Source organism: Kothea flammea (assembly GCF_052161645.1).
GTDB lineage: Bacteria > Planctomycetota > Planctomycetia > Pirellulales > Pirellulaceae > Laterigemmans.
In genome coordinates this window covers 4,372,089-4,387,775 of sequence record NZ_CP197414.1, presented here as the reverse complement: position 1 = coordinate 4,387,775, position 15,687 = coordinate 4,372,089, and the positions used below count along the sequence as shown (strand labels likewise).

13 protein-coding genes are annotated in these 15,687 nt (G+C 55.1%); 5 read left to right on the top strand and 8 right to left on the bottom strand.

The genetic code is table 11. The annotated features are described in order from the left end of the window. Positions 1 to 144: 144 nt before the first annotated feature. Positions 145 to 336, bottom strand: coding sequence for a hypothetical protein (locus SH139x_RS16565; RefSeq protein ID WP_488350883.1), 192 nt, complete (start codon positions 334 to 336; stop codon positions 145 to 147). A gap of 76 nt (positions 337 to 412) precedes the next feature. Then, a complete protein-coding gene (locus SH139x_RS16560) occupies positions 413 to 1,087 on the bottom strand; it encodes a DUF6677 family protein (protein ID WP_488350882.1) in 675 nt (224 codons plus the stop codon). A gap of 320 nt (positions 1,088 to 1,407) precedes the next feature. Between SH139x_RS16560 and SH139x_RS16555 the strand changes: the two genes are divergently transcribed. The 4 genes from SH139x_RS16555 (at position 1,408) to SH139x_RS16540 (ending at position 7,387) form a co-directional block, all read left to right on the top strand. Further along, entirely contained in the window at positions 1,408 to 2,379 is a 972-nt protein-coding gene (locus tag SH139x_RS16555; protein ID WP_488356036.1) for a ThuA domain-containing protein, read from the top strand. Between the two features lie 152 nt (positions 2,380 to 2,531). Beyond that, the gene (aceE, locus tag SH139x_RS16550; RefSeq protein ID WP_488350881.1) at positions 2,532 to 5,264 is read left to right on the top strand and encodes a pyruvate dehydrogenase (acetyl-transferring), homodimeric type; all 2,733 of its coding nucleotides are present in this window, start codon (positions 2,532 to 2,534) and stop codon (positions 5,262 to 5,264) included. A 99-nt stretch (positions 5,265 to 5,363) separates the two neighbouring features. Next, complete coding sequence (locus tag SH139x_RS16545) at positions 5,364 to 6,833, top strand: 2-oxo acid dehydrogenase subunit E2 (RefSeq protein WP_488350880.1); 1,470 nt, start codon at positions 5,364 to 5,366, stop codon at positions 6,831 to 6,833. Beyond that, positions 6,833 to 7,387, top strand: a complete 555-nt coding sequence (locus SH139x_RS16540) for a DinB family protein (RefSeq protein ID WP_488350879.1) — start codon at positions 6,833 to 6,835, stop codon at positions 7,385 to 7,387. Before SH139x_RS16545 ends, SH139x_RS16540 begins: the two co-directional genes overlap by 1 nt. 109 nt (positions 7,388 to 7,496) lie before the next feature. Here the strand turns inward: SH139x_RS16540 and SH139x_RS16535 are convergent, their stop codons facing one another. The 6 genes from SH139x_RS16535 to SH139x_RS16510 all read right to left on the bottom strand — a co-directional run bounded on the left by SH139x_RS16535 (position 7,497) and on the right by SH139x_RS16510 (position 14,617). Next, entirely contained in the window at positions 7,497 to 9,143 is a 1,647-nt protein-coding gene (locus SH139x_RS16535) for an EF-hand domain-containing protein (RefSeq protein WP_488350878.1), read from the bottom strand. Next, positions 9,127 to 10,419 (bottom strand): DUF1501 domain-containing protein, encoded by a 1,293-nt coding sequence (locus SH139x_RS16530; RefSeq protein ID WP_488350877.1) that lies wholly within the window; start codon positions 10,417 to 10,419, stop codon positions 9,127 to 9,129. Before SH139x_RS16530 ends, SH139x_RS16535 begins: the two co-directional genes overlap by 17 nt. Before the next feature lie 13 nt (positions 10,420 to 10,432). Beyond that, entirely contained in the window at positions 10,433 to 11,377 is a 945-nt protein-coding gene (locus SH139x_RS16525; RefSeq protein ID WP_488350876.1) for a DUF1559 domain-containing protein, read from the bottom strand. A gap of 48 nt (positions 11,378 to 11,425) precedes the next feature. Further along, positions 11,426 to 12,997, bottom strand: coding sequence for a DUF1549 domain-containing protein (locus SH139x_RS16520; RefSeq protein WP_488350875.1), 1,572 nt, complete (start codon positions 12,995 to 12,997; stop codon positions 11,426 to 11,428). Further along, positions 12,994 to 13,416 carry a hypothetical protein gene (locus SH139x_RS16515; RefSeq protein WP_488350874.1) on the bottom strand — a complete coding sequence of 141 codons (423 nt, stop codon included), beginning with the start codon at positions 13,414 to 13,416 and terminating at the stop codon, positions 12,994 to 12,996. Before SH139x_RS16515 ends, SH139x_RS16520 begins: the two co-directional genes overlap by 4 nt. A 265-nt stretch (positions 13,417 to 13,681) precedes the next feature. Further along, positions 13,682 to 14,617 (bottom strand): DUF1559 family PulG-like putative transporter, encoded by a 936-nt coding sequence (locus SH139x_RS16510; protein WP_488350873.1) that lies wholly within the window; start codon positions 14,615 to 14,617, stop codon positions 13,682 to 13,684. Between the two features lie 298 nt (positions 14,618 to 14,915). Here SH139x_RS16510 and SH139x_RS16505 point away from each other — a divergent pair, with 298 nt between their 5' ends. Next, entirely contained in the window at positions 14,916 to 15,611 is a 696-nt protein-coding gene (locus tag SH139x_RS16505; RefSeq protein ID WP_488350872.1) for a hypothetical protein, read from the top strand. The last annotated feature ends 76 nt before the right edge of the window (positions 15,612 to 15,687 follow it).

Below are 15,687 nucleotides of genomic sequence, written 5' to 3'. Positions count from 1 at the left end.
GAGAAGTTCGGTTAAATAGACACGGCTGTAGATTTTAGCGGTTTTGCCTCGCCAACGCGACGCCACACAGAGCTATCTGGCGACATCTCCAAATTCGTGTCGCTTCGATCTGCGAATTCCTGCCGCTCCGGCAGGCCGCTCGACTTAAATCAGCCACCCCACAACCAGCAGTATCAAAAAAATCACCCCCATGAAGGCTGTGACCCAATAAGCGGTATGCACGGCTTGACGCATAATGATGCCCATCTCCTCGTGCCGCGTGCCCCCATACACAACACTGATCGCAATCAGCAGGGGCAAGTAATAAAGCAGATAAGTGGGGGAAAGGGAGAGCATCGGTCGTGTTGTCGGTAAAAAAGGAGTTGTTGAGAGCGAGAGAATACCAGTTCGACGAATGCCAGTTCGACGAATGCTAAGTTTTTTCCGCCGGGCCAGTCTCCGCCGAGTTCGCTGCCGCTGGGGAACTTTCCGCCACCGCATCCTCGTCGGCCGGCGTATTGTCGTCCCGCTTGCGACCGCTGATCGGTGTCGAAAGCGGGCCGGAGAAGGCGTCATAAATGACTAAAATGTTTAGCAACCCGGCGATCATGGTGTACCAAGTACCCATTTCGTAACCAGCCCCCAGCCTGGCATACCAAGCTGCGATGTCGTCTGCCTTGTCTTCCTGTACCGGCCGTCGCGGCGGGGCCATGAAACCGCCCCAATATGGTTTGAAATCGCGGCGGGTTTGACCAGCGGGGTTGGTGAAATCGGTGTTCTTGCTGAGATGATTGGCTTGAATCAGTGCCGGCAAGGAAACGGCTCCTGCTCCTAATTGGCAGACATAATGCCAGCGTTTGTCACCGGGCACCCACGAAGCGTACACCACATGCCCGCCGCCGATCGCAAAACCGACAAAGTAGGTCGTCATGATGACTAGAAAAAAGAGGGCCGCTTTGGACCGGCGCCCCTGGTAATAATGGCCCGCTCCGGGGACAAGCCAAGCGAGCAAGGCGGCCAAGTTGCGGTTTCGCAAGTTTACGATTCGACCGTCCACCTCAATCAAGGTCGCAGGCGATTGCGTTTGAGTAACGGGCTTTGCAGCCATCAGTCAAGCCATTTCCAAGTGAGGGATGTCGTAGGTCTGCCGACCTCTATTCTGCCCGATAGAGCCAGCGGCCACTAGGCGGATAAGCGATCTTACGGAAATTGATTTGCAACGTTCTATCCAGCAATCCCCCTGGGCGAAATTAGTGGTTATAATCGCGAAGCGTCAACGCTCCCCTCCGATCACCCTCTCCCCTAATTTGGTTGCCGGTCATGCAATGCATTCGCGCGGAAAATAACGGTTCCACCCGGTCCCCACGCGGCATCAAGCTGCGTTTTACTCGTCGGCTAACACTTGTTCTGATGTGCCTGCTGGGATGGATGCAACCACAGCCGCTGCCGGCGGCCGACGCCCAGTGGCTCGATTTTCCCGGTGGTGACGGGCCGGGCAAGGGGAAACACGTTGTCTTGATCTCCGGCGACGAAGAGTATCGCAGCGAAGAAGCTTTGCCCCAATTGGCCAAAATCCTCTCAGCTCGGCACGGTTTTCGTTGCACAACGCTCTTCGCCATCGATCCCAAAACGGGCGAAATCTCACCCGACACGAGCGACAACATCCCCGGCCTGGAAGCACTCAAAACAGCCGATTTAATGGTCATCGCGACCCGCTTCCGCAACCTGCCCGACGATCAGATGCAGCACATCGCCGATTATCTTGCTGCTGGCAAGCCAGTCATTGGCCTGAGAACCGCCACCCACGCATTCAATATTCCCGGGGATCGTAAATTCGCCAAATTTAGTTTCAATTCCCGTGACGAAGATTTCCGCCAAGGCTTCGGTCGCCAAGTGCTGGGGGAAACCTGGATTAACCACCACGGTCACCACAAAGTCGAAAGCACCCGCGGAATCATTCCCGCCGAAGCCGGCTCGCATCCCCTGCTGAGCGGCATTGAGTCGGGGGATATCTGGGGCCCCACCGACGTTTATGGCGTACGGTTGCCATTGCCGGGCGACAGCCAACCACTGGTTTTGGGGCAAGTCCTCCAAGGTATGTCTCCGCAGGACCAACCGGTTGATGGCAAAAAGAATGACCCCATGATGCCCATCGCTTGGGTTAAGACCTATAATGGTGCTCGAGTCTTCTGCACAACAATGGGAGCAGCAACTGATTTGCCAAACGCCGGTGTCAGGCGTCTGCTGGTGAATGCCACCTTCTGGGCGGTTGGCCTCGAAGAAAAAATCACTCCCGATTTGTCGATCGAGGTCGTGGGAACATTTAACCCGACAGAGTACGGGTTCGGTGGGTACCAAAAGGGCAGGAAGCCGAGTGACTATGCTATTTCGAGTGACTGAGATTAGATAAGTTCAGATGTGTGAAAGGGATTGCTCACCCTTGCCGAAAAGGGAGCATTCCCGCTAGGCTTCCGGGTAGCCTCCCGAATCGATCGGTCGGTTGCCCTTTGGGATTATAAAGAATAGCTTCCAACGGAAGAGACGAAACTTCTATGTCCGATTCGCATGCGGTTGCCAAGGCCGAAGTAAAACAGCAGTTAGGTGAGTTGAAAGATACCACGGATGCTGCTGATATTGACCCCGTAGAGACATCCGAGTGGCTCAGTTCGCTCGACTATGTCCTTAAGACGAAAGGGGCGGAACGCCTGCGTTTTCTGCTCGAACAGCTGCGAAATCGCGCTGCCCAGGAAGGTGTCGATGTGGCTGGCACCACCACCACGCCCTACATCAACACGATCCCAGTTTCCGAACAGCCTGCGTATCCGGGCAACCGTGAGCTGGAACGTCGCATCAAGTCGATCATCCGCTGGAATGCGATGGCGATGGTGACGCGAGCCAACAAAAAGTTCGATGGCTTGGGAGGGCACATCAGCACGTTCGCCTCGAGCGCAACGCTGTACGAGGTTGCGTTCAATCACTTCTTCCGCGGCCGTGGCGAAGATGGTTACTCGGGCGATACGATTTACTTCCAAGGGCACGCCTCGCCGGGGATGTACAGTCGTGCTTTCCTGGAAGGTCGTTTGACCGAAGAAAACCTGAATTGCTTTCGTCGTGAATTGCAAGAAACCCCCGGACTCAGCAGCTATCCTCACCCTTGGCTGATGCCCGGTTTTTGGGAATACCCCACTGTATCGATGGGGCTCGGGCCGATCATGTCGATCTATCAAGCCCGCTTTAACAAATACCTTCGCGATCGCGGCCTGAAAGACACTTCCCAGCAACGCGTCTGGGCCTTCTTGGGCGATGGTGAATGTGATGAACCCGAGTCCCTCGGCGCCATCACCTTGGCTTCCCGTGAGCATCTTGATAATCTCATCTTTGTCATCAACTGCAACCTGCAGCGACTCGACGGCCCCGTGCGGGGCAACGGCAAGATCATCCAAGAGCTGGAATCATTATTCCGCGGTGCCGGCTGGAATGTCATCAAGGTCGTGTGGGGCGACGATTGGGACTCTTTGCTGCAACGCGATGAGACCGGTTTGTTGGTCAAACGGATGGGCGAAGTTGTTGACGGCCAGTACCAAAAGTACACGGGCATGCCGGGCAGCTACATCCGCGAGCATTTCTTCGGCAAGTACCCGCAGTTGTTGGACTTGGTAAAGAATTACTCCGACGAACGCCTGGAGAAACTCCGTCGCGGCGGTCATGACCCGGAAAAAGTCTTTGCCGCATACAAGAAAGCGACTGAGATGAACAACGGGAAGCCGACGGTGATCTTGGCCAAAACGGTAAAAGGCTATGGCTTGGGCGAAGCCGGCGAGGGCCGCAACATTGCCCACAACCAAAAGAAATTGAACGAAGAAGAGTGCCTCGAATTCCGCACCCGCTTTGGCATTCCCATCAGTGATGATGAAGTCGGCAACGCGCCTTTTTACAAGCCGCCCGAGTCGAGTCAAGAAATTCGTTATCTCAAGGAACGACGCGCCGCCCTGGGCGGTTCGGTGCCTTCGCGGCCGACCGAACACCCCACGGTGGAAGTTCCCGGCTTGGCCGACTATGAAAAGTTCACCGCGGGTAGCGAAAATAAAGAGATGAGCACCACAATGGGCTTCGTTCGCCTATTGACCGCTCTCTGTCGCGACAAAAAGATCGGCAAACATATCGTTCCCATCGTGCCTGACGAATCGCGCACCTTTGGGATGGAAGGGATGTTCCGCCAAGTTGGCATCTATGCACACTCGGGCCAGTTGTACGAACCGGTCGATAGTCAGCAGGTGCTCTACTACAAAGAAGCCAAAGACGGTCAGATTCTCGAAGAAGGGATCACCGAGGCCGGTTCGATGAGCAGTTTCTGTGCTGCTGGGACCGCTTATTCGGCTCATGGCATCAACATGATTCCCTTCTATATTTATTACTCAATGTTTGGCTTCCAGCGGATTGGGGATCTCATTTGGGCCGCTGCCGACATGCGGGCCAAGGGATTTTTGATCGGTGGTACCGCGGGCCGGACCACGCTCAATGGCGAAGGGCTCCAGCACCAAGACGGTCATAGCCTGCTCAACGCCATTGCTTTCCCAACCGTGCGAGCATACGACCCCGCTTGGGCTTATGAGACCACGGTGATTGTGATGGATGGCCTCAAACGGATGTACCAAGATGGCGAACAAGCGATCTACTACATCACGGCCGAGAATGAAAACTATGTCCATCCTGATATGCCAGAGGGAGTCGAAGAGGGGATCATCAAGGGAATCTACCGCTTCCGCTCGCAAGAAGTCGATTCGCCCAAGGGCCGGGTGCAATTGTTTGGCAGCGGCGCGATTCTGAATTACGCCCTCAAAGCCCAAACTCTGCTGGCAGAGAAATACAACATTGCCAGCGATGTGTGGAGCGTAACCAGTTACACCCAACTGCGACGCGAAGCGGCCGATTGCCAACGCTGGAACATGTTGCATCCCACCGAAGAGCCACGCGTCAGCTACTTAGAGTCGGTGCTCGACGGGGTCTCTGGACCGTTTATCTCGGCCAGCGATTATGTTCGCGCTTTGGGCGAACAACTAACCCCTTGGATTCCTGGCGATTATTACGTGCTCGGTACCGATGGCATGGGACGCAGCGAAACTCGCCCAACCCTGCGACGCCACTTTGAGGTGGATGCGGAAAGTATTACGATCGCCGCTCTATATCGTTTGAGCCGTCAGGGTGTGTTCAGCAACCAGGAAGTTGCTCAAGCAATTACCGACCTGGGTTATAACCCTGATAAGCCGAATCCTTATTTTGCTTAATTGATCGCCCCCCTTTTCGTTCGTCTTACTTCCTAACAATTCGTGCCCGCTCGCCTGCAGCGGTGCGGGCACACTTCATAGAACGCACAGCAGAAATTTATGGCAACCGAAGTGAAGCTGCCCGAACTGGGGCAGGGCATCGAATCAGGCGATGTGCTGGAAATCTTGGTCAGTGAGGGAGATGTGATCTCCGCCGGACAAGATATTATCGAGATGGAAACCGATAAGGCCACGGTCCCTGTGCCCGCTTCGGCCGGGGGTAAAGTGACAAAGATCCACGTCAGCAGCGGTGACACCGTCGCGATCGGTGGCTTGTTGCTCGAAGTGGAAGCGGCTGACGAGGCTGCCGCGGAAGCCACACCCGCCCCAACCCCTGAGCCTGCCGCTGCGGAAACGCCCGCTGATGAACCACCGGCAGAGGAACCGCCTGTTCAGGAACCGCCCGCTCCGCAAGCCGCACAGCCGCAGCCCTCGGCTGCTGCCACGCCACCTGCCCAGCCAGTGGCACCAGCCAGTCAGCCTCCAGCTGCCAAGCAACCCCTGCCAGTGCCGCCTCCGGCTCCCGTCACTCCACCACCGGCTAGCACCGCGCCCGGGCAGATCGTTCCCGCTGGCCCGGCCATCCGGCGGTTCGCTCGCGAAGTGGGTGTTGATCTTTCGCAAATATCGGGTACTGGCGAAGCGGGCCGAATTACTCGGGACGATGTGCTCAGCGCCGTCCGGCAAGCCAATCAGGCTGCCAAAGCTACCTCGGCCGCACCGTCAGCTTCACCAGCCGCTCCCGCAACCACCGCTCCCACCGAAGCGGCTGCCAGCCAGCCAGCTTCGCCCGCTCGCCCAGGGGCCGAGTCGACCGATGATTACGGCCCGATCCGGGTCGAGCGGATGAGCAAAATTCGCAAGACGATCGCCAACCAAATGCACGCCAGTTGGTCGACCGTTCCCCGCGTTACCAATTTCGACGATGCCGATATCACCGACCTGGAGCGGCTGCGAAAAAGCAGCAAAGATGATTATGCCGCTCAAGGCATCAAGCTGACGACGATGCCGTTCTTGATCAAAGCCGTCGCCACGGCGCTCAAGCACCATCCGGGCATTAACGCGGTGATTGATCAAGAGAATGAACAGTTGATCTATAAGGACTACGTCAACGTTGGCGTAGCGGTCGATACCGATCGGGGGTTGGTCGTGCCTGTCATGCACAACACCGACCAAATGGGTATCCCAGACATTGCTCGCAAGCTGGCTCAGATGGCTGCCAACGTCCGCGGCGGCCAATTTGCCGTCAGCGACTTGCGGGGCGGTACTTTTACAATCAGCAATTTGGGAGCAATCGGTGGCCAATACAGCACCCCCATTGTGAACATTCCCGAAGTTGCCATTCTCTTGGTCGGCCGCAGTCGCAAGCTGCCTGTCGTCATGCCAGACGATTCGATTCAAGCTCGGTTGATGATGCCGCTTAGCCTCTCCTATGATCACCGCCTAGTCGATGGTGGTACGGCGGCTCGTTTCCTCAATGACGTGATCGGTTATTTGGAAGCTCCCAGTCGATTGTTGCTAGCACTCTAATGCAAGTTGCTTCGCGACGGCCGCTGCCCGAGGAATACGGACCGCTGGAATATTACTCCAACACCATCTCCGCGGTTCCGGGCGATGATGTAATGCCGATCTTGCGGGACCAACTTTATTGGCTCTGCGAATTGGGATCGGTAATTAGCACCGAATTGACGGATCAAGTTCACCCACCTTACCAGTGGACGATCCGTCAAGTTTTTGACCACTGTGCGGATGCGGAGCGGGTGTTTGGTTATCGGGCGATGCGAATCGCTGCCGGCGACACGACGGAACTGCCTCCGTGGGATGAAAATGCCTACGCGGATGCTCGCTTCGCCCTGGGAGGCACGTTGGGGATGTTGATCGAAGAGTGGGGCGCTCTCCGTAGGTCCAACTATATTCTGCTCAGACGCATCGAACCGACCGCCTGGGATCGGACTGCCAAAGCGAATGGTGTTTTATTGAGCGTGCGTGCGATCGCTTGGCTCATGGCCGCACATTTGCAACATCATTTGCAGATCGTCGAACAACGTGTCGGTGTCACCGTTCAACGCGGGCCCACTGCTTAGAAGCAAGCCGAAAACCATAAGAAAGGCCCGCAGCTAGCGCCGTCGGCTCACATTTTTCGGATAGGTTCTTGGTAGTTGCAGTTGGAGTGCTGCTCTCACCTGTGACCCTTCATCGTTCTGCCGCTGCCGCTGCTTCGTCACTGCTAAGAAAGCCATTTTGATTGCTATCTAAGCTCTCGAATATGTGCAGCGGCCCAACAAACTCTTCACGTTGTAGGCAATGATCTTGGTTGACATCGGCTGCTCGAAACCACTCCGGTCCATCCAGGCTTGGCGTGTTCAGCAGCGATCCGGGCTTGCCGATGCTGACCGTAATCCGCAACTGACGCTCGACAGGCTGATTTTTTGCCGACTCGCCATTAACAATTGGCATTTGTGATGAGAGAAACTGCAACCATTCCGCTTGGGATAACTTTCCATTGCCATTGGCATCGGACTGCTCCCATGCGCCCAAACTCTGTCCAACGACGGTGAGCACTAGCTGTGAACGCGCAATCTCTTTCCATAATTCACACCACTGCTCGACCTCTCGCTTGCTTAGCGCGTCGTCTCGGTTGGCGTCGGCTTGGGGAAGCAGACAACGGATCAGGCGGGCAGATTTTTCATTCCATTCGGTGGTCTCAAGAATTCCGTTTGAATTCAGATCACTCTCAGCCAGCAGGCGCTCCAGGTTTTCCGTGGCTTCCACCAGTTGGCGCTCAAGATTCCCTTCGTCAAGTCGGACGAGGATATCGGTTGCTGCGATGGTTGCAAGCTTACGCTGACCAGCGAACCTACGCTTCCGCGAAGAATGCTCATCAGGATCGGCACTGGACAACGACAGGGTGTGCATGACTGCATTCGGTAAGGACTCCCCTCCGCGCGGGTTTGGATAGAGCCATTCACCATCATTGGGTTGTTGCCGCGATTCCCCGTGATTTGCGGAAACAACTAGTTCCCGGTGTTGCAATCGCATGCTTGCCGTTGTTGAAGGATAGCTTATCCCAGGTTGCAGTTCAGCCGCATTCAACACGCCGTCGAAATTGTCGTCAAGAGTGTGATAAACGTTCAATGCACGCGGTTGCCAATTGGTGCTATCTTTATTCAGGTTCAAATCTTTGATGAGTTCCTGCATGCTGTTTCCTAGGTCGGCCCAGGAGGTATCGAGTCCCCAGCCAACGTGTACAAAGCTTATGCCCTCGGCTTTGTACCAACTGGTGAGTTGCTCTGAAGTGAAGCTTCCTGCTAGTTCGACCGTCTCCGCTGCCAGTGAGGGATTAAGTGGGCTGAAAAGATGTTGAGCGAACACTTCTGGATCTGGTAGATGGTGCGTCTCGATGCCAGCGAGCAGACCGTCCTGATTATAGTCAAAGAAGGTAAACAGCGATGTCATCGCGGCTTGCTCCAGCTGTTCAATGCTCCTGCCATTGATTTGCGCATAGATGGCGACCGCTTTTTCCGGCTGTTGCTTTGATGTTATCCGCAGACAGTATCTATCCACCTCGTCAACATTTTCACTTTCCAAGCTTGCTTGAGGTTGCACATGGTTGGAGGCTTGCCCAAACGCAAGACTAATGCCGGTTGAAAAAGTAATGCAGATAGCGGTGAAAACCAGGAGTGTAAACCGGAGGGTCGTCCTCGACGGCTTAGAAACTATCCGAAAACCATAAGAAAGGCCTGCGGCTAGCGCCGTCGCCTCACGGTTCTCGGAAAGAAGGCCCGCGGCTAGCGCCGTCGGCTCACGGTTTTCGGATAGGTTCTTAAGTAAATAGGTCATCGATGATCTCCGCATCTACGTCGGCAATGCGAATCGGGCGACGGACATTGGAAAGATTTTGCTTTTTGTAATCGATCCCAGCCCATTGACAGACGCTGGCAATCACGTCGGGAACCTTTACGGGCCGATCTGTGACCTCCATGCCGTCGTCGCTGGTCGCCCCAATGATATTTCCTCCTCGGACGCCCCCACCCGCCAACAACATGGACCATGCGTTGGGGAAATGGTCGCGTCCATGATTTCCGTTAATATTTGGTGTGCGACCAAATTCACCGTGACAGATAATGAGTGTGGAATCTAACAACTCGCGGGCCGCGAGGTCGTCAATCAACGCCGATAGTCCTCGATCGAGATTGGCCGCAAGACGTTGGACGGTCTCAAAATTATTACGATGTGCATCCCAGCCGGGGAGGGTAACTTCCACGCAGGGAACTTGCTGCTGTACCAGCTGACTGGCCATCAAACAGGCTTGACCAAAACGTCCGCGGCCGAATCGATCCCGCGTGCTAGCTTGGACTGAGTCTAAATTGAACACTTCGGCGGCGGAGGAATCCTGCAATTGGCTCGCTTGTTTTCGAGCCTCATTGATTGAGCTCGCGACCTCGCTGGCATGCGCATCCAAATGCCGTTTATCGAGTTTATCTAGCAGTCGCATGCGGTCGGCACGTCGGTTTCGCTGGAGCGTTTGCTGAATCAAACCGGGGACGACTAATTTTCCATTGGCGTTGCCGGCGACGACGTCGAGTGGGGCAAATTTGGAAGGCAGGAAGCCGTTGCTGACTTCTTTCAATCGTGATGTCGCGGCAATGCTCACAAAAGGAGGAATGATCGCGTCTCGCTGACGGAGCTCACTGGCCAGCACGGAACCGAACGCTGGAAATTGGATTGCCCCCGCGGGACGATAGCCTGTGCGGAGAAGATGGAGGGCGCGCTGGTGGTCTCCTTCGCCGCTGGTCATCGATCGTATTAACGCGACGTGTTCCATCTGTTGGGCCAGAAGTGGCAGGTGCTCCGAAATCAAAATTCCGGGTACGCTAGTTCTGATTGGGCGGATAGGACCGCCGTTTTCGTGCTGCGGTTTCATGTCCCATAAATCGATCGTCGCTGGTCCGCCCTCCAGCCAGATCATGACAACGGACTTGGACTGCTTTCGCGCGGGTGCGGCGATCGCCCGCGACCAGCCTCCCAGCCAACTCTGAGCGGAAGCCGCGGTTCCCAGGGCTAGGCTACCTTTGACGAAACCCCGGCGGGTTGGATGATTGACGTAGTTTTCCATTTGCAGGGCTCTCTTACGGTGACGCGGCTCTGTCCGCTGGGGCGATCGGTGGTTCGTCGGCGATGGGAATCTCGGGACTACTGGTGGGGAAGTCATGTGAGGATAAGATTTCGCCGTTATCTCGGGTAATCGCGGCCATTAACACTAAGAGATCGACTCGATCATTGAGAAAACGAACTGCGCCGTCGGCAAACGATATGTTGGCTCCACCTCGATGGAAACTATAGATGGCGTCGTCGTTCGTGCAGTTGACGACGCATCGTCCTGGCCAATCGCGGCCATCCTCTTGGTGTCCATGACCTTGAATATAAATTCCCGCATCGGCCCATGCACCAAAACCGCGTGCCCCGTACATGGGTCGCGGCTCCCTTTGGCGATGGACGTATTTCGCTGGCGTACCTGCTACCTCCGCAAGCAGAATTGTGTTTGATAGGCCGTCTCGCACCTCAGAGCGGTGGCAAGCACGCTGGCGTGTTAATACTCCATCGATACGTGTCGATCGCGGTAGCCACCCGTCACGAATCATGACTGGAGAGACACGGTTGGTGGCCAAGTAATCGAGTACGCCACCGCGGTAGGGGAAGGCCGTTTCACCCTCCGCAAATCGGCCCTCATAGCTGGCTGTGGGGCACTCAAACATCGGGACCCGCTGAGCAATCACGTCAGCATTTATGGGATCACACCAATGGACCGAAAAGTCATATCGTTCGTGAAGGCTCTGTTGCTCAACGTAAGGTAGGATACTTGCCAGCCAGCCGTGTCGGCGTGGAGTGCGGGTAATGACAGGGGGGTAAAATTGGCTGGTAGAGGCATAGTTATCAAGTCCCAGCGTAAGCTTGCGGAGGTTGTCAGCACATTGCAGTCGACGTGACTCCGCACGCCGAGTGGCGATCACTGGAGAAGCCAACAGCGTGATAACCAGACCACAAAACAGCAAACAAATAGAGTTCAGTCGCATCGTGTTCATTTCAAAAAGCCAATCAACGACGTGCGGGCGGGAAATTCATCATCGTGTCGTCTGAAATTCGACGGTGTTCAGCATTACCCAAAATAAGTCGGCATAGATCGTCGCCACATCGCTCCCCTGAGCCCGCTGATCTTCTACGAGACGTAGCACCTCTTGCAGTTCTTCCGTGGTCGGATAGCGTGTCAATGTGCGCAGAAAAAATGCCCTAATTCGCTGTTGGTGATTCAGCAACGGCGATGAGGCGATGGTTTGAATAAGCGGGCTAGAACGAGGATTACAAGCTTTCCCAATCAGCTCGCCATTCATCATCATCAAGGCTTGCACCGTGGAGCGGGGTGGTGAAAGCGAACCGGCCAGACTAAACTCCCGCGCGAACTCCGATTGCTGCAGCCTAACTGGGGCTAGCTGCGTCAATCCACTCGCAACGCGAATGGAGTTGACGAGTTGTGTCCTGGTTAGGAAGCGAGGTGCGAGCGGGGTGTCAGCAACTTCTGCCGACGGGCGTTTTCTAGAATCAAGCGGATACACTATTGGGGCACGGTAGATGTCGCTGAGCGCAATCGCTCGCACCATCGGCTTGATGGCATAGCCGCCGCTTTTAAATCGATTTCCGAGTTCCCGCAGCAAGTCGCCATGAGGATGATTTGGCGCTTCTGTGAGGTCGTCGGCGGGGGAAACCAACGGTTGTCCAAACATTGTCGTCCAAATGCGGTTTACCGCATTGGCGGCGAAGAATTGATTCTCAGGAGCCGTAATCCACTGTGCGATAACATGACGACCTTGTTGGAATTGATTAAGCTCGCTTTGCCGTGGAGTGACCGGTGTGTCATCCAGGAACGTTGCGCGCACCACCCGGTCGGTGCCTTCGATTTGAATCGACCAAGAGTTTTCCAGAGAACTTGCCTGTCGCCGTGAAAAGAACGCTGCGGTCTGCCAAAAGTCTTCTTGAGACCAGCGAGCAAACGGATGGTCGTGGCATTGGGCGCAATCAATGTTCAGCCCCAGAAAGCTGCGGGCTGAGTTGGCGGCCAACTGGGCGGGATCGAAATCGGCGGCGGCTAGAAAGACTGGCGACCCGACGTTCGCATCCAACGGCTTTGTTGGAATCACCGCCGCTCCCACCGGGCTTGTGAGCTGCAAGCGGACGAGCTGATCGTATGGGGTGTCTTGATTAATTTGGGTACGCAACCAGCCTTGATAATCACCAATCAGATGCTGAAACTCTTGAGTCTCCAGTTGGGGCAGCCAGATATTTCTCAGCTGGACTGACATGTGATGCCCGAACTCAGGAGAGGCGAGAAGCCGCTCGACGAGGCGTTCATACTTTTCGTCACCGGTGCGACGAAAATATTCTCTGGCTTCGACCTCTAAGGGAACCCGGCCAATGATGTCCAAAGTTACCCGACGCAACATTACTTGATCGCTAACTGGCACTCTCTCAGCAACTTGATTTTTGTTGGCCAAGTTGCCAAAGTGCAAGTTGATTGCCCGCGTTACCTCGCCTCCTGTCTGCTGTCCAATCACAAAAGATGAGTTAACGAACAGCGGGAAAAGCAGGAACATGGTCATCGCAATCAGTCGTAGCACGCTGCCGCTGCGGACAGCCCTCATTTGTTTAGCTCCCACTTGGGTAGCTCCTTCGTGGTCGCGTCGACTTGCACGGATAGTTCAGATTTATCCGTCGTGGCGTAGCGTCCCTTTAGCCGATCTGGGCTGGGCCCACGTGCTTCCGGGTCTTCCGGCCAAATGATTGTCACTTGGTAACTGCCCACCGGTGTACCATCACCACTGTTGTATGTTGTGACCGTAAAACGCCCGTCTTTGTCAACTCGAGCAAACGGCTTATTGCCCTTTGTCATGCCAACATTGGCCGCGGGATGAAAGGTTACGTAGGCCCCATAAGCTGGTGCCCCATCAATGAACAACGAGCCTTGAAGCGGGTGCACCGGCACTTCCGCATAGTCTTCTCGCGAGCAACCGCAGGCGAGCGTGACTCCTAGTGCAAGAATCGATAGCAGAGTTGGCTTCATTTTGGATATAATAGTGGATGGAAGCAAAGGTAGTGATCTTCATGATGAGCACCTCGACGTAAGTCTTTCGCCTGATTATTTTTTGTTGAAAGACTTATGCGGAGGTGCTTAGAACCTATCCAAGACCCCTGAGCCGACGGCGCTAGCTGCGGGCATTTTTGTGGTTCTTGGATAGATTTTTTATTATTGCTCACGGGCTAACTATCTGTTCCGAGTTCGTGAAGGGTTCGCCTGTTATGAACGAATGCTAGGCTGCGAGCGGAACTCACCGAAACGGACTTTCAAAGACCTGACCGTCGCGACAGCCGACCATGAGATAGACGATTTGAACGGGCACGGTTTCTGATAGAAAGCGAACGGCACCATCTCCTAACAGTGCATTGGCACCGCTCAGATGGAATGAGTAGATTCCCTCTAGGTTCGAGCAATTAACCGCGCACGGCCCGAACCTTGTTAAACCATCGTGCGTGAAACCGCTGACAAAGATTCGCGGTGGTGCCGCCCAAGGGCCCCATTCGTTGAACCAACCTGGTTTGTCGCTGTCTGGTCTCAAGTTGCGTCTGGCGTAAAAGTCGGGGCGTCCCGCCAATTCAGAAACGCAAATCGTGTTTGAAAGCCCATCGGTAACGTCTCGGGGCCGCCCGTTGCGGGCGTGCAACATCCCTGTGCTGGAGCTGGGAGATATTTGAATCGGATCGAAGTATCCCGAAAGCGAATAGTAGTCGCCCGACATGCTTCGCGTGGGTGGTGAGCCAATATCGTTTATCACTTGTGCCGTGTCGTTGGCGATCAATCTTTGGCCTCCCGGTGTGGAGGGGCAGCCGTAAACGGCAATCGGAATCTGCGTTGCCGCTTCGTTTTCACGATCCCAATAGTCGAAGTTAAAGTTATACACGTTCTGCACGTTTTCTTGCTCAAGATAAGGTAGCAGCAGCGAACTCCAGCCATGGCGTGGCCGCCCCAGCCGATCTGAGGGAAAGCGATTATGAGCAGTCAGATAGTTATGCATCGCCAAGCCAATTTGCTTGAGATTATTTTGGCATTGCATCCGCCTGGCCGCGGCGCGGGCCGACTGAACTGCTGGCAACAGCAAACCCACCAAAATTCCAATGATGGCGATCACCACCAATAACTCAACTAATGTGAAACCTGCAAATCGGCGATCTGGAACGTTGCGATGTCGAAGCATAGTGCGTTTCATTGCGAGGATGGAAGAATTGGTCAATGGCCGCCCCATTTGCAACCGTCGTTCCATTCAGTGAATCGCCGTCAATCTTTTGCCACCCGCTTGCTGTTTTCATGTGGTAGAATCAATGGATTAACGGCAAAATTTCTCGTGAATTTTTGCTGGCGAATGCACGCATTGAGCAATGTTCGTGGCTGATTGCGGTGGTAATTCCGTCGTCGTCGGTGGATTTTTCACGAGGCCGGTGGTGCTTAGCACACGCGTGGCTGTTCACCGCTGCTGTTTCTACCCTCCCATCCTCTAAGGATTATCGATGAAGCGAATGCTAATTTCCTCGCTGTGTATTACTATCAGTTTGCTGCTAGCCTCCACGATTTGTTCGGCCGATGAACGAGAGGAACCGCAGCATCGCGTTGAGAAGTTACGTCACGCCGCTGGGCAACTAGCCGAGCAGGGACTGCATGATCATGCCGAAAGATTGGAGCGAGAGGCCCAGGAGCTGAGTCGTGACCTGAACGCGCGACGGCAGATGGAAACTCCGCGGCCGGGTCACCCACAATTGATTGAAGAACACGAGCGAGCGCTCGGTGAGTTGCGCCGCGAGGGTGAGCGTCTGCGAGACATTGGCGCGCCGGAGGCGCACCGAGCTGAGATTGAGGAGCAAATACAGAATGTCGAACGCGACCTTGATCGATTGCGAGCTGAACACCCGGGTGTAGGGGGCGTGCACCGCGTCGAGCATCTACGTATGGCCGCAGAGCATCTCGAACAAGCCGATATGCCCGATATGGCACACCAGTTGAGGCGTCGAGCCGAGGCATTGCAACGACGGGGTGAGCACCACCAGGGACATCATACCGAACAGCACCCTGATCATGCTCCACATCGCGAACACGAGGAGCGGGAGTTAGCAGAGCGTCTAGCGGATCAAGTACGAGAGTTGCACCGAGAAATGTCAAAGTTGCGGGAAGAATTGAATGAGTTGCGCAGTCACGTATTTGGCCGCTAGCGGTTTCGTTGCTTTCCCATGGCAACTTATCGTTTGCAAAGTGACGCAGGAATCGCGAGGCGAACATAAATTTCCG